20 protein-coding genes and 2 riboswitches are annotated in these 20,170 nt (G+C 72.9%); of the genes, 10 read left to right on the forward strand and 10 right to left on the reverse strand.

What is annotated here, in order from left to right; translation table 11 throughout:
- The first annotated feature begins 24 nt into the window (after nucleotides 1–24).
- On the forward strand, nucleotides 25–1,491 hold the full coding sequence (locus ACIBO1_RS14865) for a dihydroorotase family protein (RefSeq protein WP_396746012.1): 1,467 nt from the start codon (nucleotides 25–27) through the stop codon (nucleotides 1,489–1,491).
- The gene (locus ACIBO1_RS14870; RefSeq protein WP_396746015.1) at nucleotides 1,488–2,363 is read left to right on the forward strand and encodes an HpcH/HpaI aldolase/citrate lyase family protein; all 876 of its coding nucleotides are present in this window, start codon (nucleotides 1,488–1,490) and stop codon (nucleotides 2,361–2,363) included. The genes ACIBO1_RS14865 and ACIBO1_RS14870 overlap by 4 nt, the downstream gene beginning before the upstream one ends.
- 57 nt (nucleotides 2,364–2,420) lie before the next feature.
- Here the strand turns inward: ACIBO1_RS14870 and ACIBO1_RS14875 are convergent, their stop codons facing one another.
- Both ACIBO1_RS14875 and ACIBO1_RS14880 read right to left on the reverse strand, forming a co-directional pair.
- Nucleotides 2,421–3,356 carry an ADP-ribosylglycohydrolase family protein gene (locus tag ACIBO1_RS14875; RefSeq protein ID WP_396746018.1) on the reverse strand — a complete coding sequence of 312 codons (936 nt, stop codon included), beginning with the start codon at nucleotides 3,354–3,356 and terminating at the stop codon, nucleotides 2,421–2,423.
- Nucleotides 3,357–3,394: 38 nt separating this feature from the next.
- On the reverse strand, nucleotides 3,395–4,039 hold the full coding sequence (locus ACIBO1_RS14880) for a formylglycine-generating enzyme family protein (protein ID WP_396746150.1): 645 nt from the start codon (nucleotides 4,037–4,039) through the stop codon (nucleotides 3,395–3,397).
- Nucleotides 4,040–4,518: 479 nt separating this feature from the next.
- On the opposite strand from ACIBO1_RS14880, the gene ACIBO1_RS14885 reads away from it, so the two are divergent.
- Nucleotides 4,519–5,523, forward strand: a complete 1,005-nt coding sequence (locus tag ACIBO1_RS14885) for a tyrosine-type recombinase/integrase (RefSeq protein ID WP_396746021.1) — start codon at nucleotides 4,519–4,521, stop codon at nucleotides 5,521–5,523.
- 9 nt (nucleotides 5,524–5,532) lie between these two features.
- Here ACIBO1_RS14885 and ACIBO1_RS14890 read toward each other — a convergent pair whose 3' ends face one another.
- On the reverse strand, nucleotides 5,533–6,099 hold the full coding sequence (locus ACIBO1_RS14890; protein WP_396746024.1) for a TetR/AcrR family transcriptional regulator: 567 nt from the start codon (nucleotides 6,097–6,099) through the stop codon (nucleotides 5,533–5,535).
- Nucleotides 6,100–6,154: 55 nt separating this feature from the next.
- On the opposite strand from ACIBO1_RS14890, the gene ACIBO1_RS14895 reads away from it, so the two are divergent.
- Nucleotides 6,155–7,216 carry an FAD-dependent monooxygenase gene (locus ACIBO1_RS14895; RefSeq protein ID WP_396746027.1) on the forward strand — a complete coding sequence of 354 codons (1,062 nt, stop codon included), beginning with the start codon at nucleotides 6,155–6,157 and terminating at the stop codon, nucleotides 7,214–7,216.
- Between the two features lie 32 nt (nucleotides 7,217–7,248).
- A riboswitch (ZMP/ZTP riboswitch) is annotated at nucleotides 7,249–7,332 on the forward strand.
- Between the two features lie 13 nt (nucleotides 7,333–7,345).
- Nucleotides 7,346–8,218, forward strand: coding sequence for a bifunctional 5,10-methylenetetrahydrofolate dehydrogenase/5,10-methenyltetrahydrofolate cyclohydrolase (locus ACIBO1_RS14900; protein ID WP_396746030.1), 873 nt, complete (start codon nucleotides 7,346–7,348; stop codon nucleotides 8,216–8,218).
- Here ACIBO1_RS14900 and ACIBO1_RS14905 read toward each other — a convergent pair.
- Nucleotides 8,215–8,994 (reverse strand): endonuclease/exonuclease/phosphatase family protein, encoded by a 780-nt coding sequence (locus ACIBO1_RS14905; protein WP_396746033.1) that lies wholly within the window; start codon nucleotides 8,992–8,994, stop codon nucleotides 8,215–8,217. The two genes, ACIBO1_RS14900 and ACIBO1_RS14905, sit on opposite strands and share 4 nt — an antisense overlap.
- 175 nt (nucleotides 8,995–9,169) lie before the next feature.
- Here ACIBO1_RS14905 and ACIBO1_RS14910 point away from each other — a divergent pair, with 175 nt between their 5' ends.
- The 3 genes from ACIBO1_RS14910 to ACIBO1_RS14920 are packed head-to-tail and all read left to right on the forward strand — an operon-like array spanning nucleotide 9,170 to nucleotide 11,378.
- Nucleotides 9,170–9,949, forward strand: coding sequence for a sulfite exporter TauE/SafE family protein (locus ACIBO1_RS14910; RefSeq protein ID WP_396746036.1), 780 nt, complete (start codon nucleotides 9,170–9,172; stop codon nucleotides 9,947–9,949).
- Nucleotides 9,950–9,982: 33 nt separating this feature from the next.
- Entirely contained in the window at nucleotides 9,983–10,759 is a 777-nt protein-coding gene (locus tag ACIBO1_RS14915; RefSeq protein ID WP_396746039.1) for a GNAT family N-acetyltransferase, read from the forward strand.
- A gap of 34 nt (nucleotides 10,760–10,793) precedes the next feature.
- The gene (locus ACIBO1_RS14920; protein ID WP_396746153.1) at nucleotides 10,794–11,378 is read left to right on the forward strand and encodes a GNAT family N-acetyltransferase; all 585 of its coding nucleotides are present in this window, start codon (nucleotides 10,794–10,796) and stop codon (nucleotides 11,376–11,378) included.
- Here the strand turns inward: ACIBO1_RS14920 and def are convergent.
- Nucleotides 11,361–11,867 (reverse strand): peptide deformylase, encoded by a 507-nt coding sequence (gene def / locus ACIBO1_RS14925; RefSeq protein ID WP_396746042.1) that lies wholly within the window; start codon nucleotides 11,865–11,867, stop codon nucleotides 11,361–11,363. The genes ACIBO1_RS14920 and def overlap by 18 nt on opposite strands.
- A 10-nt stretch (nucleotides 11,868–11,877) precedes the next feature.
- A complete protein-coding gene (locus ACIBO1_RS14930; protein WP_396746045.1) occupies nucleotides 11,878–13,146 on the reverse strand; it encodes a chorismate-binding protein in 1,269 nt (422 codons plus the stop codon).
- Between the two features lie 96 nt (nucleotides 13,147–13,242).
- Between ACIBO1_RS14930 and ACIBO1_RS14935 the strand changes: the two genes are divergently transcribed.
- Nucleotides 13,243–13,443 carry a DUF5999 family protein gene (locus tag ACIBO1_RS14935; RefSeq protein WP_131057861.1) on the forward strand — a complete coding sequence of 67 codons (201 nt, stop codon included), beginning with the start codon at nucleotides 13,243–13,245 and terminating at the stop codon, nucleotides 13,441–13,443.
- Between the two features lie 122 nt (nucleotides 13,444–13,565).
- Here the strand turns inward: ACIBO1_RS14935 and gcvP are convergent, their stop codons facing one another.
- Together gcvP and ACIBO1_RS14945 are read right to left on the reverse strand one after the other, a co-directional pair.
- A complete protein-coding gene (gene gcvP / locus ACIBO1_RS14940; protein WP_396746048.1) occupies nucleotides 13,566–16,385 on the reverse strand; it encodes an aminomethyl-transferring glycine dehydrogenase in 2,820 nt (939 codons plus the stop codon).
- 77 nt (nucleotides 16,386–16,462) lie between these two features.
- Nucleotides 16,463–16,561: riboswitch (glycine riboswitch) on the reverse strand.
- 62 nt (nucleotides 16,562–16,623) lie between these two features.
- Entirely contained in the window at nucleotides 16,624–17,490 is an 867-nt protein-coding gene (locus tag ACIBO1_RS14945; RefSeq protein WP_396746051.1) for an NAD-dependent protein deacetylase, read from the reverse strand.
- Between the two features lie 72 nt (nucleotides 17,491–17,562).
- Between ACIBO1_RS14945 and ACIBO1_RS14950 the strand changes: the two genes are divergently transcribed.
- Complete coding sequence (locus ACIBO1_RS14950) at nucleotides 17,563–18,222, forward strand: NAD(P)H-binding protein (RefSeq protein WP_396746054.1); 660 nt, start codon at nucleotides 17,563–17,565, stop codon at nucleotides 18,220–18,222.
- A 51-nt stretch (nucleotides 18,223–18,273) separates the two neighbouring features.
- On the opposite strand, the gene ACIBO1_RS14955 is transcribed toward ACIBO1_RS14950, so the two are convergent.
- Nucleotides 18,274–18,993, reverse strand: a complete 720-nt coding sequence (locus tag ACIBO1_RS14955; protein ID WP_396746057.1) for a DivIVA domain-containing protein — start codon at nucleotides 18,991–18,993, stop codon at nucleotides 18,274–18,276.
- Nucleotides 18,990–20,168 carry a globin domain-containing protein gene (locus ACIBO1_RS14960; protein WP_396746060.1) on the reverse strand — a complete coding sequence of 393 codons (1,179 nt, stop codon included), beginning with the start codon at nucleotides 20,166–20,168 and terminating at the stop codon, nucleotides 18,990–18,992. Before ACIBO1_RS14960 ends, ACIBO1_RS14955 begins: the two co-directional genes overlap by 4 nt.
- Nucleotides 20,169–20,170: the final 2 nt, after the last annotated feature.

Here is a 20,170-nt window from a genome sequence, read left to right on the forward strand (position 1 = left end):
CCCGCCGACCATCAGGAGCACAACATGCAACCCTTCGATCTCGTAGTGCGCAACGTCCGCGTGGTGCGACACGACCAGGCGGAGCCGGCGGCGCTGGACATCGGCGTACGCGACGGCCGGGTCGCCCACCTCGCCCCGAGCATCGACACCGCCGAGGCGACCACCGTCGTCGACGGCGGCGGCAAACTCGCCTTCCCCGGCGTCGTCGACGCTCACCAGCACTGGGGCATCTACCACCCACTGGCCGAGGACACCGGCACCGAGAGCCGCGCCTGCGCCCAGGGCGGCGTCACCTCCGCCATCAACTACATCCGCACCGGCCAGTACTACCTCAACCGGGGCGGACCGTACGGCGAATTCTTCCCCGAGGTCCGCGCCGCCACCGACCACCGCTCCTGGGTCGACTACGCCTTCCACGTGGCGCCGATGACCGCCGAACACATCGACGAGATCCCCGACCTCGTCCGCGAACACGGCATCACCTCGTTCAAGATCTTCATGTTCTACGGCGGCCACGGCCTGCACGGACGCTCCGCCGACCAGAGCTCGTTCCTGATGATCCCGCCCGACGCCCGCTACGACTACGCGCACTTCGAGTTCGTCATGCGCGGCGTGCAGGCCGCCCGCGAACAGTTCCCCGAACTCGCCGACGAGATCTCCCTGTCGCTGCACTGCGAGACCGCCGAGATCATGTCCGCGTACACCCGGATGGTCGAACAGGAGGGCAGCCTCACCGGCCTGGCCGCCTACAGCGCCTCCCGCCCACCGCACTCCGAGGGCCTCGCGGTCAGCATCGCCGCCTACCTCGCCCACGAGACCGGCCTACCCACCATCAACCTGCTGCACCTCTCCTCGGCCAAAGCCGTCGACGCGGCGATCCGCATGGCCCAGGCGTTCCCGCACGTCGACTTCCGCCGCGAAGTCACCATCGGTCACCTGCTGGCCGACATCGACACCGCCTACGGCCTCGGCGGCAAGGTCAACCCGCCGCTGCGTCCCCGCGAGGACGTCGAGGCACTCTGGGCGCACCTGCTCGACGGCCAACTCGACTGGGTCGTCAGCGACCACGCCTGCTGCCGCGCCGAAGTCAAGTTCGGCGAACCCGACGACGACATCTTCGTCGCCAAGTCCGGCTTCGGCGGCGCCGAATACCTGCTGCCCGGCCTGATCAGCGAAGGCACCAAACGCGGCCTGTCCTACGCCCGCGTCGCCGAACTGACCTCATGGGCACCGGCCCGCCGCTTCGGCCTGGCCACCAAGGGCGCCATCGCCGAAGGCCTGGACGCCGACTTCTGCCTGGTCGACGCCGACCACACCTGGACCGTCCGCGCCGACGAGTCACTCTCCGCACAGGAGTACACGCCGTTCGAGGGCATGGAACTGACCGCCCGCGTCACCGACACGTTCCTGCGCGGCGAGCAGATCCTGCGCGACGGCACCGTGGTCGGGCAGCCACGCGGCCGATACCTGTCCCGCCCGACCCGCCCGTGACCGCCGTCGGCACGTCCCCGCCCATCGCCCGCAGCTACCTGTACGTACCGGGGGACCAGCCGGACAAACTGGCCCGAGCCGCCACCCGCGGCGCCGACGCCTGCATCCTCGACCTGGAGGACGCGGTCGCACCCGCACACAAGAGCGCCGCCCGCGACACCGTCGCGACGTTCCTCGCCGACGCGCCCGCCGCCCCCCAGTGGTGGGTACGCGTCAACGCCGACACCCCGGCGGCCGACATCACCGCGATCGCCGGGCCACGCCTCACCGGCGTGGTGGTGCCCAAAGCCGACGTCGACCTGCTCGCCGAGGTGGACGCGCTGCTCGGCGACGCCGAACACACCCACCGCCTACCGACCGGCTCCCTGGTGATCTTCGCCCTCCTGGAGACCGCCGGGGGAGTGTGGCGGGCCGACGCCGTGGCCGCCGCCCGCCGAGTGGTCCGGCTCGGCCTCGGCGAAGCGGACCTGGCCGCCGAACTGCGCCTACAACCAGGCCCGGACAAGGCCGAACTGTGGCCGATGCGCTCCCGCGTGGTGCTGGCCGGCGCCACCGCCGGCCTCGCCCCACCGGTCGGCCCCACCGAGACGGCCCTGCGCGACCCGGACCGCCTCGAACAGACCAGCCGGCTCCTGCTGCGGCAGGGCTTCCGGGGCCGCACCGCCATCCACCCCGCCCAGGTGCCGGTGGTCAACCAGGTCTTCACATCGACCGACGAGGAGGTGGCCGCCGCCCGCGACGTCGTCGACCGGCTGACCGCCGCCGAACGCGACGGCTCCGGCGTGACCGTCACCGCCGACGGGCGGCTCATCGACGCGGCCGTGGCGCGCAGCGCCCGGGAGATCCTCGACCGCGCCACCACAGGCGAATAGCCCTGCGCCACCGGCCCCGGGGTGTGTGACATCCCGGGGCCGAACTCTGCCAACAACTCACCGCGCCGACTCCCGCAACGCCACCAGACCCGACGCCAACCGCCACAGCACACCCGCGTCCGGCACCGCCACCAACCCACTCCACGGCAACTCCGCCCGCACCGCCTCCGCCGACGACCCCCCACCCAACAGACCACCCACCAACGCCGCCACCGTGTCCGTGTCCCCACCACACCGCACCGCCGCCACCAACCCCTCCCGTACCGAACCCGCGCCCCGCACACAGTGCAGCACCGCCGCGACCGTCTCCGCCGCATCCAGACCGACACCCGACGGCGGGGGAGACCACCTACCCGCCACCACCGCACCCACCAACCCGGCCAACCGCGGCGCGTCCCCACACACCGGACGCGCCGCCTCCACCAACTCCACCGCCCGCGCCACCACCACCGCCACCGGCGCGCCCGCCACCGACCACGACGCACACCCCGCCATCACCACCGCCGCCACCAACGCCTCCGGCGCCCGATGCGTCGCCCGCGTCAACTCCACCGTCCGCGCCACCAGCAGATCGACCCGCTCCGGAGGCACCGACCAACCCACCGGCAACGCCCGCATCGGCGCGCCGTTCGTGCCACCCTCCCGATCGTCGGGCACCGCCCCGGTGGCCCGGAACGCCGCCAACGCCGCCCGCGTCGACGGACCCGCACCCGGCACCGGAGGATCCTGCGCCGCAACCCGCGACAGGAACGTCACCGCGTCCACGTCACCGTCCACCAGACACTGCGCCACCAGCAGCGTCAACGCCGTGTCGTCCGACGTGGCCCCGGCCGCCCACCGCTCACTGGCCCGAGGCGTCTCGATCACCTCGGCACCGTCCTCCGTCGGCGGACGCCCCTCGTACGGCACCCCCAACGCGTCCCCACAGGCGTACGCGGTCAGCGCCCCCGCCACCCGCCGCACCGTCACCGACTCATCCACGACACTCGACACACCAGCAGCCTAGGCGGCCGAACGAGGGGAGTGGTCAACTACTCTGCGTGACCGGACCGGGCGAGGCGGAAACCCACGTCGTCGATCGCGTAGCTCGGATGACTGCGCCGCCGCACCGACGCCCGGCAACTCCACTGCTCGTCGAACCAGCCGCCGCCACGCAACACCCGGTAGGTGCCGTACACCTCGGGGTCGTACACGTCCCAGCACCAGTCCCAGACGTTGCCCAGCATGTCGTACAGGCCCCAGGCGTTGGGCCGCTTACCGCCCACGTCGTGCAGCCGCTCACCGGAGTTGCCGCGATACCAGGCGATCTCGTCCAGCGGCCCGTAGCGCGGACCCTCGGTGCCGGCCCGGCAGGCGTGCTCCCACTCGGCCTCGGTGGGCAGGCGGTACCCGTCGGCACCGGTGTCCCACTCGACGTCCTCACCGTCGATCCGGTACGCCGACCGCAGCCCGTCGGCCTCGGACCGGGCGTTACAGAACCGCACCGTGTCCCACCAGGACACCGTCTCCATCGGACGGCGGCGCTCGTCGGGCGCACAGGGGACACCGACGACCGAGGCGTACCGGGCCCGCGTCACCGGATACGCGGCGAGCCGGTACGGCCCGACGTCGACCGGCCAACTCCGCTGCGTACGCCGGTCCGACAACACCACGCGTCCCGCCGGAACGTTCACCATCTCGCTGTCGGAGTCCACGAGGAGCAGATGCTACCGACCCGCCGCCACCGCCGGGCACTCCAGGCCGGTCAGCTCATGTTCGATAATTGACATTATGTAAAGCTGACGTTCCGACGCACTCTCCGAGAGGGGGTACCGACATGCAAGGAAGGGTCCCCTGCTATGCACCAGGCGTTAGCAAGGGACCCTTCCTTGCACCCCAGCGCGCCCCGGCGTAGGTGCGTAAGGCTTCGTCGACGATCACCCAGCCGACCGTGCACGCCGGCCGGACGTGCCGATCGCTCGCAGCCGGCGCGTCAAGGCGGCCCCCGCCCCTATCGCGCGCCCCCACATCGCCGCCACCTGGAGACCCCTCGGCTCGGACAGGCCGAGGACCGGCCTCACGGCACCCTCCCCAACGCTGGGTACGGCTCGCGCCGCGAATCATCCCCGCTCCCCTGGGTCGACCGTGAACCCGAGAATCATGCATAATATCCCTTATGCATGACAAAAGGGATGAAACGGTCCAGGTGTTGATCGAGGAGTTCCTGACCTCGCGGGCGACGCGCAAGCCCTCCCCGCACACGCAGGCGGCGTACCGGCGGGACCTGATCGGGGTGGCCGCGCTCGCGGCGGAGCTGGCCACCCCTCCCCTCCCCCTCGACGCCCTGTCGATCGAGGTGCTCTCCCCCAGGCTGATGCGGGCGGCGTTCGCCCGCTTCGCCGCCGAGCGGGCCGCCGCCTCGGTCGGGCGCGCCTGGTCCACCTGGAACGGCTTCTTCTCGTTCCTGGTGGCCGAGCAGGTGGTGGCGGGCAATCCGATGCCGGCGGTGGGACGCCCCCGGGCGCCGCTGCCGGTGCCGAAGCCGTTGCGGGGTGAGGACACTCCCGAGCAGCTGCTCGCGGCGGCGGCGCAGGCGCAGGGGCAGGGGCGGCAGCGGGATCCGTGGCCGGAGCGGGACGTGGCGGTGTTGGCGCTGGCGTTGTGTGCCGGGTTGCGGTTGTCGGAGTTGTTGGCGTTGCGGGTCGGTTCGCTGGCGGGTCGGCCGGGTGAGCGCCGGTTGGAGGTGGTCGGCAAGGGTGGGCGGCCTCGGGTGTTGCCGGTGGAGCCGGATCTGGACGCGTTGCTGGTGGACTATCTGGACAGCCGGGTGCGGCGGTTCGGTTCGCGTTCGGTGCGGCCGGCCTCGCCGTTGCTGGTGGATCGGCAGGGTGAGGCGTTGCGGCGGGGTGGTCTGCAGTATCTGGTGGAGTCCTGTTACCGGCGTGCGGGGATCGGTGACCGGGTGCCGCGTGGGGCGCGGTTGCACGCGTTGCGGCACACGTTCGCGACGCGGTTGGCCGAGGACGGCGCTGGTGCGGCGGAGATCATGCGGTTGTTGGGGCATGCGTCGTTGGCGTCGTCGCAGACGTACATCGAGGTGACGTCGGGGCAGCAGCGGGAGGCGGCGCGGGTGAATCGCACGTACCGGGCGTTGGTGGGGTTGGTGCGGCCGTCGTCGTGAGGTGTGGTCTCAGGCGGGGTGGGCGTCGAGGACGGCCGGGAGGACGGCGGTGATGGCGGTGGTGGGGTCGAAGTCGGGGTCGGGGTTGGCGAGTTGGTTGTTCAGGAGGCCGTCGACGAGGGCGAGCAGGAGTCGCAGGGCGGTGGTGGGGTGGCGTGCGCCGAGTGCGGCGAGCAGGGGTGTGGCCCAGGCGGCGAGGTCGTGTTGGCGTTGGGCGATCTGGTGTTGCAGGGCGGGGTGGTGGGCGGCTTCGGCGAAGATCGCGAGTCGGGCGAGGGTGAGGGCGCGGTGGGTGGTGGTGAGGTCGTGGACGAGGGTGCCGAGGGCGGTGGTGAAGGTGTCGGGGTCGATGCGGTCGAGGGTGCCGGCGAGGTGGTTCCAGCCGGTGGTTTCGAGGTCGAGGATGCGGGTGAGGACGCCGGCGATGAGGGCTTCGCGGGTGCGGTAGCGGTTGGAGGTGGAGCCGGTGGGGAGTTCGGCCTGGTCGTCGACGGCGCGGTGGGTGAGGTGGCGGGGGCCGCGGGTGCCGAGGACGGCGATGGCGGCGTCGAGGAGGCGTTGTTGGCGGGCGTCCACGTGGCCGAGACTACAGCAGTAGTGGGTGGGACTACATCTGTAGTACGGTCGGGTGATGCGTGGATCAGCGGCCGTCATCGGAGGCGGCGTGGGTGGGCTGGCGGTGGCGGTGGGACTGCTGCGCGCCGGGTGGTCGGTGACGGTGTTCGAGCGGGCGGCGGGGCTGCCCGAGACGGGTACCGGGTTGGGGATCTGGCCGTCGGCGTTGCGGGCGTTGGATCGGCTCGGTGTGGGTGCGTCCGCGCGAGAACGGGGGCGGGCGCAGCCGGACGGGGCGATGCGTCGCCCGGACGGGACGGTGATCGCCCGGTTGGACGTGGGGCGGATCCGTCGGCGACACGGTGAGGGGGTGCTGCTGCTGTCCCGGCCGGCGTTGCTGGGTCTGCTGGCGGAGGCGTTGCCGCCGGGCACGGTGCGCTTCGGAGCGCCGGTGGCGGGTCCGGCGGAGCTGGGTGACGGGTACGACGTGGTGGTGGGCGCGGACGGGATCCGCAGCGCGACCCGGGCGGCGATGTTCGGTGACCGGTTCCCGTTGCGGTACTCGGGGGTGACGGCGTGGCGTGGCACGGTGCCGTTGGAGGTGGCCTCCGGTGGGGAGACGTGGGGTCGGGGGCGCAAGTTCGGGGTGACGCCGCAGGGTCCCGGGGTGGCGAACTGGTATGCGGCGGTGGCCGCGCCGGAGGGTTTCCGGCCGCCGGAGGGTGATCTGGCGGCGCTGCGGCGGTGGTTCGGTGACTGGCATGACCCGGTGCCGGCGGTGCTGGATCGCGTCGACGCGGCCGGGGTGCTGCAGCACGACGTGCACTATCTGCCGCCGGTGCCGACGTACGTGCGGGGGCGGTGGGTGTTGCTGGGCGACGCGGCGCATGCGATGACGCCGGATCTGGGGCAGGGCGCCTGCCAGGCGTTGATCGACGCGGTGGCGTTGTCGGAGGCGTTGGCGGCGGAGGCGGACGTGTCGTCGGCGTTGGCCCGGTACGACCGGGCGCGGCGGGTGCCGACGCAGCGGATGGCGGCGATGGCGGTGCGGGCGGGCCGGTTGGCGCAGGTGCGGCGGTTCACCGGGGTGCGGGACGTGGCGTTGCGGTTGGCGTTGGCGTTCGGTCCCCCGGGCTGACGGTGGTGGTGGCGTCGTCGGGTGTGCAAGGCTGCGGGTGACGCGACTGGCGGCACCGGGGATGGGATCGACCATCGGGAAGCTCGTCGTGGGGGTCGTCCGCCTGGGCCTCCACGGTCGAGGTGAGCCATGTCCACGACGATGGAGACGGCCCGGTTGTTGCCGGGCGCGCCGGTGGCGGAGCGGATTCTGGCCGAGGTGGCCGAGGATGTGGCGGCGCTGCGGGCGGCGGGGGTGACCCCGGCGTTGGCGACGGTGCTGGTCGGTGACGACGCGGCGAGCGCCCGCTACATCGGGATCAAGCAGCGGCAGGCGGCGGAGGTGGGTTTCGCGTCGCCGCACGTGCGGTTGCCGGCGTCGGCGTCGCAGGCGGATCTGCACGCGGTGTTGACGGATCTGAACGCGGACCGGGGTGTGCACGGGGTGTTGGTGCAGCATCCGGTGCCGGGTGGGTTGGACTTCGACCGGGCGTTGCAGGTGTTGGACCCGGACAAGGACGTAGACGGGATGCATCCGGTGAACGTGGGACGGTTGGCGCTCGGGTTGCCGGGTCCGGTGCCGTGTACGCCGGCGGGTGTGGAGGCGTTGTTGGCGTTCCACGGGGTGCCGGTGTCGGGTCGGGAGGTGGTGGTGTTGGGGCGTGGGGCGACGTTGGGGCGGCCGTTGGCGATGGTGTTGGCGCAGAAGCGGCCGACGGCGAACGCGGCGGTGACGGTGGTGCACACCGGGGTGGCGGACTGGCCTCGGTTTACGCGGCGGGCGGAGATCCTGGTGGCGGCGGCGGGGGTGCCGGGGATCGTGCGGCCGGAGCATGTGCGGCCGGGTGCGGTGGTGGTCGGTGGTGGGGTGCGGTACGCGGGGCGCCGGTTGTTGCCGGATGTGGATCCGGCGTGTGAGCGGGTGGCGGGGGCGATCACGCCGCGGGTCGGTGGGGTGGGTCCGGTGACGGTGGCGATGCTGTTCCGCAACGCGGTGCGGGCGGCGCGGTCGGCGGTGGCCTAGCCGAGGTCGACCAGCAGGGGCCGGTGGTCGGAGATGGTGGCCAGTGGGGTCTGCACGGCGGTGACCGGTGGCAGTCGGTGCAGGTCCTGCCGGTCGGCGAGGATGTGGTCGAGTTGGACGCGCGGTTGCCCGGCGGGGTAGGTGGGCTGGCGGCCCAGGGGCTGCCAGCGGGACACCAGGCGGGCGGCCCAGGTGGGCAGGTTGAGGTCGCCGAGCAGGATGCGCGGGGCGGGCAGGGTGCGCAGGGCGCGGACGGCCTGGCGGAGTTGGCGGATGTTCCAGCCGGGCACGAAGGACAGGTGGGTGGCGGCGACGGTGAGGGGTCCGTGCGGGGTGTCCAGGACGGCGGCGAGGACGACGCGGGGTTCGTCGTGCAGGAGGATGAGGCCGCCGCCGGGGCCGGGTACGTAGACCGGGGACCGTAGTGGTGCCGGGCGCAGGCGGGTGATGCGCCAGGCGGTGACCCGGTAGCGGGAGACGAGACCGACGCCGTAGCAGGGTTCGCCGTGGCCGTCGTCGTCGTGGCGCAGGGGGCGGAACGCTTCGCCGGGGGTGCCGACGACGGCGGCGGCGAAGCGGTGTTCGGTGGCGCCGAGGGCCTGGGCGGCGATGGCGGTGAGGTCGTGGTTGCCGCTGCGGGACTGGTCGCGGTCGACTTCCTGCAGGGCGAGCACGTCGGCGTCGAGGGCGGTGACGGCGGCGGTGAGGCGGGCCGGGTCGACCAGGCCGTCGGTCAGGGACCGGCCGTGCAGCAGGTTGAACGTGGCCAGGCGCACGGTGTCACCTTATCGACGCCGTGGCACAGTTGCCCGATGCTGCGGGTGTTGTTCTGTTCGATGCTGATGTTCGTGGCGGTGGGCGCGGTCGGGGTGTGGCTGCGGAGGCGTCGGGGCCGGTGAGGCTGGCCACAGGCGGCGGCGTCGGGTGCCTCGGGGTGGAAAGAATGCCGCCGTGGATCTGGACCCGTCGACTGTCGCGCTGCTGCTGACCGCTGCTGCCCTGGCCGGTTGGGTGGATGCGGTGGTGGGTGGCGGCGGGTTGTTGTTGCTTCCGGCGTTGTTGGTGGCGGCGCCGGGGATGCCGCCGGCGACGGCGTTGGGCACGAACAAGTTGGCGGCGATCGCGGGGACGTCGGCGGCGGCGGTGACGTATGCGAGGCGTACGCGTATCGACTGGGCGGTGGCGGGGCCGGCGGCGGGTCTGGCGGTGCTCTGCGCGGGGGTGGGTGCGGCGTTGGCGGGTGCGGTGCCGCCGTCGGCGTACCGGCCGGTGGTGTTGGTGGTGTTGCTGTCGGTGGCGCTGTTCGTGGTGGTGCGGCCGAGGTTGGGGGTGTCGTCGTTTCCGGGGCGGCGTACCCGGGGGCGGGTCGTGGTGGCGGTGCTGGTGGCGGGGGTGGGTATCGCCCTGTACGACGGGTTGATCGGGCCGGGTACCGGCACGTTCCTGGTGGTGGCGTTCACCGCGTTGGTGGGGGCGGATTTCCTGCACGGGTCGGCGATGGCGAAGGTGGTGAATGCGGGGACGAACGCGGGGGCGTTGGCGGTGTTCGCGGTGACGGGGCACGTGTGGTGGCTGTTGGGTGCGGCGATGGCGGTGTGCAACATCGTCGGGGCGATGGTGGGTGCCCGGATGGCGTTGCGGCGGGGTGCGGGGTTCGTGCGGGGGGTGTTGTTGCTGGTGGTGGTGGCGTTGGTGGCGAAGTTGGGCTACGACCAGTGGTTGGCGGGGTGAGCGGCGCGACGCGGCGCGTGTGATCATCGGCGGGTGCCGGTGCGCGCGGAACACGACCGGGCCGTCCTGGCGGGTCTGTTGGGGCGGGATCCTCGGCTGCACGCGTACGAGTTGGGTGATCTGGACGATTTCTTCTGGCCGTACACGTCGTGGTTTCGGCGTGGGGACGCGGTGGTGTTGCTGTATCACGGGGCGGTGTCGCCGACGCTGGTGGCGTTGACGCGGCCGGCCGGGGTGGCGGCGGTGTCGGCGCTGCTGGGTGAGGTGGTGCCGGTGTTGCCGGCCCGGTTGGAGGCGCACCTGTCCCCCGGTGTCGAGGTGGCGTTGGCGGGGGCGTTCGAGGTGACGTCGTCGGGGACGCATCTGAAGATGGCGTGGACGGATCCTTCACGCGCGGCGGGGGTGTCGCCGACGGGGGTGGTGTTGGGGCGGGCGGATCTACCTCGGCTGCGGGAGCTGTACGCGGTCGCGTATCCGGGGAACTGGTTCGACGCGCGGATGGTGGACACCGGCCGGTACGTGGGGATCAGTGACGGTGACCTGTTGGTGGCGGTGGCGGGGGTGCACGTCTTCTCCCCCACGTATCGGGTGGCGGCGGTGGGGAACGTGACGACCCGGCCGGGGTGGCGGGGTCGGGGGTTGGCGGCGGCGGTGGTGACGCGGCTGTGCGAGGTGTTGCGGGCCGACGTGGATCATGTGACGTTGAACGTGAAGGCCGACAACGGGGCGGCGGTGCGGTTGTACGAGCGGTTGGGGTTCACCCGGGTGGCCGAGTACGGCGAGTTCCGGCTGCGCGCCGGTGGCCGCTGATTGTCGGTGGCGGTGGCGGCCCGTGGCCGCGATGATGACGCGCGTGTCCCAGGTGATTCTGCGTACCGCGCGGTTGGTGTTGGCGCCGTTGGCGGATGTGCATCTGCCTGATGAGGTGGCGTTGGACGCCGACGCGGAGGTGATGCGGTTCCTGGGGCCGGTGCGGTCGGCGGCGCAGGTGACGCGGTTGCACCGGGAGCGGGTGGCGGTGGCGCGGCGGGCGCCGGGGTTGGGGTTCTGGGCCGGGTCGACCGACGGTGAGTTCGTCGGCTGGTGGTTGTTGGAGCCGCCCGCGCGGGCCGACCAGGGGCCGGTGATGGGGCAGGCCGAGTTGGGGTACCGGTTGGCGCGCCGGTTCTGGCGGCGGGGTCTGGCGTCGGAGGGTGCCCGGGAGCTGATCCGGTACGGTTTCGCCGACCTGGGGTTGTCGCGGATCTTCGCCGAGACGATGGCGGTCAACGTGGCGTCGCGGGCGACGATGGCGGCGGTGGGGATGCGGTATGTGCGCACGTTCCACCTGCCGTGGGCGGATCCGTTGCCGGGGGCGCAGGCCGGTGAGGTGGAGTACGCGGTGACCCGGGACGAGTGGGCGGCGGGCGGGTCAGGCGCGGCGGGGTGAGTCGAAGCGGCCGGCGCGGATCTCCCGCAGGGCGCGGCGGCGGACGTCGCCGCGCAGCGTGTCGACGTAGAGGCGGCCGGCGAGGTGGTCGGTCTCGTGTTGCAGGGCGCGGGCGAGGAAGCCGCTGCCGGCGATGGTGAGGGGTTCGCCGTGCTGGTCGTAGCCGTGTGCGGTGGCGTGCAGGGCGCGGGGGGTCGGGAAGTACAGGCCGGGGATGGACAGGCAGCCCTCGTCGTCGTCGCAGAGTTCGTCGGACAGTTCGAGGGTGGGGTTGACCATGTGGCCGCGGTGGCCGTCGGCGTCGTAGACGAACACCTGGGCGTTGACGCCGATCTGGGGTGCGGCGACGCCGGCGCGGCCGGGTGCGCCGAGCAGGGTGTCCATCAGGTCGGTGACCAGGGCGCGTAGGTCGGCGTCGAAGCTGGTGACGGGTTCGCTGGGGGTGCGCAGCACCGGGTCGCCGATGATTCGGATGTCCCGCATGGTCATGTCGGCAAGGTTATCGGTCGGTGGGGCCGGCGGTGGGGCGGCCGGGTGGGGTCGGGTCGAGGGTGGCGCGGACCGGGGCGGTCTTGGCGGCGGCTTCGGCGACCTCGGCGTGCGGGTCGCTGTCCCAGGTGATGCCGCCGCCGGCCCAGACGTGGACGGCGTAGCGGTCGGTGGCGGCGGTGCGGATGGTCAGGCCGAGGTCGAGGTGGTCGGGGCCGATCCAGCCGAGGGCGCCCATGCCGGCGCCGCGGCCGACGGGTTCGAGGGCGGCGATGTGGTGCAGGGCGGCGAGTTTGGGGGCGCCGGTGACGGAGCCGCCGGGGCAGACGGCGCGCAGCAGGTCGGCCAGGCCGAGGCCGTCGGCGACGTCGGCGCGGACGGTGGACTCGGCCTGCCACAGGTCGCACCAGCGGCGTACGGCGAACAGGTCGTCGACGCGGACGCTGCCGGTGCGGGCGACGCGGGCCAGGTCGTTGCGTTCGAGGTCGACGATCATGATGTGTTCGGCGCGTTCCTTGGCGGAGGTGAGCAGGTCGGCGCGGCCGGCGGCGGTGGCGGGTCGGGTGCCTTTGATGGGGCGGGTGGTGAGGGTGCCGGCGCGGACCTCGATGAGGGTTTCGGGGCTGGCGCAGCCGATGGCCCAGCCGTCGCCGGTCAGGACGCCGCCGTAGCGGGCGCCGGGGAGCCGGCCGAGGCGGGCCAGGGCGGGGCGGGGGTCGCCGTGGTAGGGGGCGGCGGCGTGGCCGACGACGTTGACCTGGTAGACGTCGCCGTGGCCGATGGCGGTGCGGACGGCGCGGACGGCGTCGGCGTGTGCGGTGGGGGTCCAGCTCTCGGTCCACGGGCCGCGCCACCACGTTCCGGCCGGGGTGCCGGTGGTGGGGGTGTCGGTGTGGCCGTAGACGACGACGGCGACCTCGGGCAGGTCGGCGGGGTTGGCGGCGCCGGGGTTGCCGCCGGCGAGCAGGGCGCCGGCGGCGGCGGAGACGTACAGGGCGGCGCCGCAGACGTGGTCGTCGTGGTGGTGGGGGCGGGTGGGGCGGGCCAGGTCGTGCCGGGGCAGGTCGTGGGCGGCGAGGAAGTCCTCGACGGCGGTGGCGGGGTCGCCGCCGTCGGTGGGGCGCCACTGCCAGCGGGCGAGTTCGACGCGGCGGCCTCGGCAGGACGTGGGCGCGGCCGGGGGGTCGTACGGTGACGGATCGACCACCGTCCGTGGGAGCGCTTCCACGACGTCTGGTTGGTGGTGGCTCATCCGTTCAGCGGATTTCCCACGGACCACGCACACTTCTGCTCGATGCGCCATGCGTTTGCTTGGTACTGTGCGTCACTGGTCATGTGAACCATGACACAGTGCCCCCACAGTCCGGAGAACCCGATGTGCCAGCACCAACCCACCTGTCCCTCCGCCGAAGCCACCGACCGGGAAGCTGCCAAGGTCATCGCCTGCTTCCGTGAGCAGGGCTGGAGCCTGCTCTGCAACGGGGTCATCGTTTTCGAGGACACCGGCGAACTGCTGCCCGACGGCAGCAGCATCGCACCGCACCGCGGCCCCGCCCGACACGCCCTCGCCGCCTGACCTGGTCACGATCCGTCACGACTCTTCCCGCGTCGACCCAGGCTAGTCCCCACCAGGGGGGGCCGTCACGACCAGGTCGACGCGACGCCGGGGCGGCAGGGACCGCCCCGGCGCGGCTGCCGTCAGCTCTCGTACGCCTGCGGCGACGGACACGAGCAGACCAGATTCCGGTCGCCGTACCCGCCGTCGACCCGACGCACCGGCGGCCAGTACTTCCCCGCCCGGTCCACGCCGCCCGGGTAGCCGGCCACCGACCTCGGGTACGGGTGCGGCCACTCGTCGCCGGCCACCATCGCCGCCGTGTGCGGCGCGTTGGCCAGGGGGTTGTCCCCGGCCGGCCAGCGCCCCGCCGCCACCTCGTCGATCTCCGCCCGAATGGCGATCATCGCGTCGCAGAACCGGTCCAGCTCGGCCAGGTCCTCGCTCTCGGTCGGCTCCACCATCAGCGTCCCCGCCACCGGGAACGACATCGTCGGCGCGTGGAACCCGTAGTCGATCAACCGTTTGGCCACGTCGTCGACGCTCACACCGGTCGTCTTCGTCAACGGCCGCAGGTCCAGGATGCACTCGTGGGCCACCAGGCCCTTGTTGCCCGCGTACAGCACCGGGAAGTGCTCCCGCAGCCGCGCCGCCACGTAGTTGGCCGCCAGCACCGCCACCCCGGTGGCGCGGGCCAGCCCGTTGGCACCCATCATCCGCAGGTACACCCACGGGATCGGCAGGATGCCCGCCGACCCGTACCGGGCCGCCGAGATCGCCGGCCGCCCGTCCACCGGCGCGCCACCGGGGTCACCGGGCAGGAACGGCGCCAGGTGCGCCCGCACCGCCACCGGCCCCACGCCGGGACCACCGCCGCCGTGCGGGATGCAGAACGTCTTGTGCAGGTTCAGGTGCGACACGTCGGCCCCGAACCGGCCCGGCTTGGCGAACCCGACCAGCGCGTTGAGGTTCGCGCCGTCGACGTACACCTGGCCACCGGCGTCGTGCACCTTCGCGCACAGCGACGCGATGCCCGTCTCGTACACGCCGTGCGTCGACGGGTACGTCACCATGATCGCCGCCAGGGCGTCCCGATGCCGGTCGATCTTGGCGTCCAGGTCGACCAGGTCGACGTTGCCGTTGTCGTCGCAGCCGACCACCACCACCCGCATCCCGGCCATCACCGCGCTGGCGGCGTTCGTGCCGTGCGCCGACGACGGGATCAGGCACACGTCCCGGTGCCCCTCACCCCGGTCGCGGTGGTACGCGCGAATGGCCAGCAACCCGGCCAACTCCCCCTGCGACCCGGCGTTGGGCTGCACACTGACCGCGTCGTAGCCGGTCACCTCGGCCAGCCACCCCTCCAACTGGCCGATCATCTCCCGGTAGCCGGCGGTCTGCTCCGCCGGGGCGAACGGGTGGATGTGGGCGAACTCCGCCCAGCTCACCGGCTCCATCTCGGTGGTGGCGTTCAGTTTCATCGTGCACGACCCCAGCGGGATCATGCCCCGGTCCAGCGCGTAGTCGAAGTCGGCCAGCCGCCGCAGGTAGCGCAGCATCGCCGTCTCCGAGTGGTGCGACCGGAACACCGGGTGGGTGAGGACCTCGTCGGTACGCCGCAACCCGTCCGGCAGCGCCGCCGTCACCGCGCCGTCGACGCCGTCGACACTGAACGCCGCCCACACCGCCGCCACATGCTCGCCCGTGGTGGTCTCGTCGCAGGAGATCCCCACCCGGTCGTCGTCGACCAGCCGCAGGTTCACCCCGCGCGCCGCCGCGTCGGCCACCACCTGACCGGCCCGCCCCGGCACCGTCGCCGTCACCGTGTCGAAGAACGGCACGTCGGCCACCTCGACGCCACCGGCCCGCAGTCCGGCGGCCAGCCGCACCGCCGCCTCGTGGGTGCGCGTCGCGATCGCCCGCAACCCGTCCGGGCCGTGGTAGACGGCGTACATGCCGGCCATCACCGCCAGCAGCACCTGCGCGGTGCAGATGTTGCTGGTCGCCTTCTCCCGCCGGATGTGCTGCTCACGGGTCTGCAACGCCAACCGGTACGCCGGGTCGCCGGCGCTGTCGCGGGACACCCCGACCAGCCGGCCGGGCAGCATCCGCTCCAACCCGGCCCGCACCGCCAGGTAGCCGGCGTGCGGCCCACCGAAGCCCATCGGCACCCCGAACCGCTGGGTGGTGCCGGCGGCGATGTCCGCGCCAATGTGCCCCGGCGCCCGCAGCAGCGTCAACGCCAGCAGGTCCGCCGCCACCGTCACCAACGCGCCGACCTCGTGTGCCGCCGTCACCAGCGCCGCCTGGTCACGCACCGCCCCGGACGCGCCCGGGTACTGCAGGTGCAGGCCGAAGAACTCCGCCGGCAACTCCTGCGCGGTCAGGTCCAGCACCCGCACCTCGATGCCGAGCGGCTCGGCCCGACCGGCGATCACCGCGATGGTCTGCGGCAGGGCGTCGGCGTCGACCACGTACACCGGGCTGCTGCTCTTCGACGCCCGCCGCGCCAACGTCATCGCCTCGGCCGCGGCGGTGCCCTCGTCGAGCATCGACGCGTTCGCCGTCGCCAGGCCGGTCAGGTCCGACACCATGGTCTGGAAGTTCAGCAGCGCCTCCAACCGGCCCTGGCTGATCTCCGGCTGGTACGGCGTGTACGCCGTGTACCAGGCCGGGTTCTCCAGCACGTTACGGCGGATCACCGCCGGGGTGTACGTGCCGTGGTAGCCCAGACCGATCATCGACACGGCGACGGTGTTGCGGTCGGCGAGGGCCCGCAACTCGGTCAGGGTCTCGTGCTCACCGGTGGGCTCCGGCAGGTCCAGACGACCGTGCCAGCGGATCACCTCGGGGATCGCCGCGTCCATCAGCTCGTCGATCGAGGCGTACCCGACCGTCGCCAACATGCGGCGTTCGTCGTCGGGGGCGGGGCCGATGTGACGGTCGGCGAACTCTGTGGTCATGAGGGGCGCTCCTGCGGGGGCGGGGTCGACAGGTCGGCCCTCCCCCTCTGTCACACCCCACGGGCGCTCCACAGTGCCTGACCCACGCGGTCCTTTTGCCTGAGAGGTTCCGGGGAGGATTTGCCCCTTCGGCGCCGCCCCGGCTGCCGCCAGGCGGTCTCTCCCACGCGGGTGCTACCGGCGCGATCAACGCTACCAGCGTCCCCGCCGGCCCACACCGAACCCCCGGGCCCCCTGCTCAGGAGGCGACGGACACCACGCGGTCCGCCCCGGCCGGGCAGAGCCGGTCGGCCACCGCCGGCAACAGGCGCCCCAGCGGGGCGTCGACGCACAACCGCGCGTACCCGTCACCGCGCGTCGGCCCCTGGTTGACGATCACCACCGGTACGTCCTGCCGGGCCGCCGCCGACACGAACCGCCGCCCCGACATCACCGTCAGCGACGATCCGAGCACCAGCAGCAGCCGCGCCTGCCGCACCATCGTGAAACACCGCGCCACCCGGGGCGCCGGAACCGTCTCGCCGAAGAACACCACGTCCGGTTTGAGCATGCCACCGCAGGTCCCGCAGTCCACGACCCGGAACCCGGCCACCTGCGCGTCGTCGAGATCCACGTCACCGTCCGGGTTGATCGCGGCGGCCCGCGCGTCGAAACCCGGGTTGGCCCGCCGCAGCCGACCGTCGAGGTCCTCCCGGGTCGTCCGCGCCCCGCAGCCCAGACACACCACCTCGTCGAGGCGGCCGTGCAACTCCACCACCCCGGTGCTGCCGGCGGCCGTGTGCAGCCCGTCCACGTTCTGCGTGATGATCCCCGCCACCACACCGGCCCGCTGCAACCGGGCCACCGCCCGATGCCCGTCGTTCGGGGCCGCCTGCGCGATCCACCGCCACCCCAGGTGGCTACGCGCCCAGTAGCGGCGCCGGGCCCCCGCGTCACCGGTGAACGTCTGGTACGTCATCGGGGTGTGCCGACGCGCCACCCCGCTGGGTCCCCGATAGTCGGGGATACCCGACTCGGTGGACAGGCCGGCGCCGCTGAGCACCACCACCGCGCCACCGGCCGCCAACCCCGCCACCTGCTCGATCACGTCCTCCACCCGTACCATGCTGCCCCACCCGGCGGCCCGTCGGCGAGCGAGCGGCGGCAGGACCACACCCCGGGCGGATAGATTCGGCGCATGCGTGTCGTCATCGCCGGAGGCCACGGCAAGATCGCCCGACTGTTGCACCGCGACCTCGCCGCCCGGGGCGACGTCCCGGTGGGCCTGATCCGCAATCCCGACCACGCCGCCGCGCTGCGCGCCGACGGCGCCGTGCCCGTCCTGGCCGACCTGGAACACGTCACCGCAGGCGACCTCGCCGCACACCTCACCGACGCCGACGCGGTCGTCTTCGCCGCCGGCGCCGGACCGGGCAGCGGCGCCGCCCGCAAGGACACCGTCGACCGGGCCGCCGCCGCGCTGCTCGCCGACGCCGCCCGCACCGCCGGGGTACGCCGCTACCTGCTGGTCTCCTCCATGGGCGTGGACCGCGACCCGCCCCCGGGCACCGACGAGGTGTTCGTCGCCTACCTGCGGGCCAAGAAGGCCGCCGAGGACGACCTGACCCGCCGGGACCTCGACTGGACCGTGCTGCGGCCCGGCCGCCTCACCGACGACCCGCCCACCGGCCACGTCACCCTCGACCGGCAGGTGCCCCGGGGCCCGATCAGCCGCGCCGACGTGGCCGCCGTCCTCGTCGCCCTGCTCGACGCCCCCGCCACCGCCGGACTAACCCTGGAGACCGTCGCCGGCCCCACCCCCGTCACCGCCGCGGTGACCGCCCACACCGACGGCTGAGGCCCCGGCCGGACCGCCGCCCGGACGCCACCTCGACGCGACGACCAGGCGTCAGGACTGCTGGTGGCGAGGCAACGACCGGTCCGCCACCGTGGTCGGCTCCGCCGGACTACCGATGCGCTCCATCGTGCGCGCCAACTGGGCGCTGCCGTCGTCGAGGTGCCGCGCCGCCGCCTGCATGTGCGAGATCATCATCTCGCCGTAGATGCGCAGCGCCTCCCGCGCGGCCACCCCGTCGTCGAACGTCGGCCCCGCCGACGCGCGATAGTCCTGCACCGCCCGTTCCGCCTGCTGCCGGGCCTCCTCCACGGCCGCCCGCACATAGCTCTCGTACTGGGTGCGGGCGTACTCGGCGACCCGCCGCGCGTAGTCGTGCGCCTGCGCGATGATCTGCTCGGCCTCCCGCTGCGCCGCCGACAGCAGGTTCACCTCCTTGGCCGCCGGCGCCTGCGGGGACGGACCCGAACTCGGGATCACCCCGTGCCGGTGCAGCTCCAGGTGGCCGGTGAGCATCTCGTTCTCCGCCCGCAGGTCCGCCACCCGCGTCGTGAGTCGATCCACCTCGTCGGCCACCTGCATCCGGAACCGGTCCACCGCGCCCTGGTCGTAGCCGCGCCGGGTGAACGACGCCGACCCGAACTCCCACCGTCGCACCCGGTCGGCGGTCAACCGCACCTGCACACCCCCCGCCACCGGGGTGCCGTCGTACCGGCCGATCGGGGCCGTACCCACCGAACCGGCCCGCCACTGGTCACTGCGGGGCTCACTCACCGGGCACCTCCGGAATCGTCAGGGGCGGACGGACTCTGCATCGCCGTACGCCACGCGGGGCCGTACCACTGCGCACCCGGACCCTCGTGGTGCACCTGCCCGGGATGGAAACCGGCGCGGGTCAACGCCGTCACCGCGTACGCCACCACGTCGTCGGACCCGCACACGTACACGTGGCGGGACCGCCAGTCACCGTCGGCCAGCGCCCGGTCCACCGGATGCACGAACTCCCCCGGCCGGTCCAGGTCCACCCCCACCACCTGGGTCACCCGCAACCACGGATACGAGGCGGCCAACTTGTCCAACAGGTCACCGTCATAGAACTCGGTCCGCGACCGCGCCCCCACGTACAGGTCGACCTGCCGGCCCGCCCCCTCCACCGACACCTGCTCCACCAACGCCTTCAACGGCGCCCAGCCGGTCCCCCCGGCCAGCAGCAGCAGATCCGCCGACCCGGCCGCCCGCAACGTCAACGCCTCGCCCACCGCCGACGCCAGGTGCACCTGGTCACCCACCGCACACCCGTACACCAGCCGCGACGACACCGCGCCACCCGGCGCCGCCCGCACATGCAACTCCAGGGTGCCGTCCTGACGGGGCGCGTTCGCCGGCGAGTAGTACCGCCACGCCCGCACCGCCGGATGCGACACCCCGATCGACTGGCCCGCCGTGAACGGCAGCAGATACTGGGGACGCACCGTCACCACCGCCACGTCGAAGCCGCGCCGCTCATGGCCGACGATCTCGGCCACCCACCACGGTGGATTCACCGCCTCGGCGGCCTGCGCCGCCTCGACCATCACCTTCGCCACCAACGCGTACGCCGCCGCCCAGTCCTGCGCCAGCTCCTCGGTCCACTGGTCACCGAGGAAGTGCCGCAGCGTCGCCAGCAACGCCTCACCCACCGCCGGATAGTGCTCCGCCCGCACCGCGAACTTGCGGTGGTCGGCGCCCAGGTCCTGCAGGAAACCCACCAGCCGGTCCACCTGGTCCACCTGGGACACGATGTGACCCAGCGCGGTCACCAGCCGGTCCCGCTGCCCCGCCATGTTCGTCGGGAACATCTGCCGGGTCTCGGGATGGGTCAGGAACAACGTCGAGTAGAAGTACAGCGGAACCTGGTCGCCGTGCCCGGTGACCAGCGCCCAGCTCCGCTTGAGGCGAGAGACGTCCACGG

The sequence above is a fragment of the Micromonospora sp. NPDC049903 genome (genome assembly GCF_044460945.1).
Lineage (GTDB): Bacteria > Actinomycetota > Actinomycetes > Mycobacteriales > Micromonosporaceae > Micromonospora.

What these genes read in the sequence shown, in the direction of transcription:
- ACIBO1_RS14865 (WP_396746012.1), top strand. Translation starts at nt 25, where the DNA reads ATGCAACCCTTCGATCTCGTAGTGCGCAACGTCCGCGTGGTGCGACAC.
- ACIBO1_RS14880 (WP_396746150.1), bottom strand. Translation starts at nt 4,039, where the DNA reads ATGGTGAACGTTCCGGCGGGACGCGTGGTGTTGTCGGACCGGCGTACG.
- ACIBO1_RS14885 (WP_396746021.1), top strand. Translation starts at nt 4,519, where the DNA reads ATGCATGACAAAAGGGATGAAACGGTCCAGGTGTTGATCGAGGAGTTC.
- ACIBO1_RS14895 (WP_396746027.1), top strand. Translation starts at nt 6,155, where the DNA reads ATGCGTGGATCAGCGGCCGTCATCGGAGGCGGCGTGGGTGGGCTGGCG.
- ACIBO1_RS14900 (WP_396746030.1), top strand. Translation starts at nt 7,346, where the DNA reads ATGTCCACGACGATGGAGACGGCCCGGTTGTTGCCGGGCGCGCCGGTG.
- ACIBO1_RS14920 (WP_396746153.1), top strand. Translation starts at nt 10,794, where the DNA reads ATGACGCGCGTGTCCCAGGTGATTCTGCGTACCGCGCGGTTGGTGTTG.
- def (WP_396746042.1), bottom strand. Translation starts at nt 11,867, where the DNA reads ATGACCATGCGGGACATCCGAATCATCGGCGACCCGGTGCTGCGCACC.
- ACIBO1_RS14935 (WP_131057861.1), top strand. Translation starts at nt 13,243, where the DNA reads ATGTGCCAGCACCAACCCACCTGTCCCTCCGCCGAAGCCACCGACCGG.
- gcvP (WP_396746048.1), bottom strand. Translation starts at nt 16,385, where the DNA reads ATGACCACAGAGTTCGCCGACCGTCACATCGGCCCCGCCCCCGACGAC.
- ACIBO1_RS14945 (WP_396746051.1), bottom strand. Translation starts at nt 17,490, where the DNA reads ATGGTACGGGTGGAGGACGTGATCGAGCAGGTGGCGGGGTTGGCGGCC.
- ACIBO1_RS14950 (WP_396746054.1), top strand. Translation starts at nt 17,563, where the DNA reads ATGCGTGTCGTCATCGCCGGAGGCCACGGCAAGATCGCCCGACTGTTG.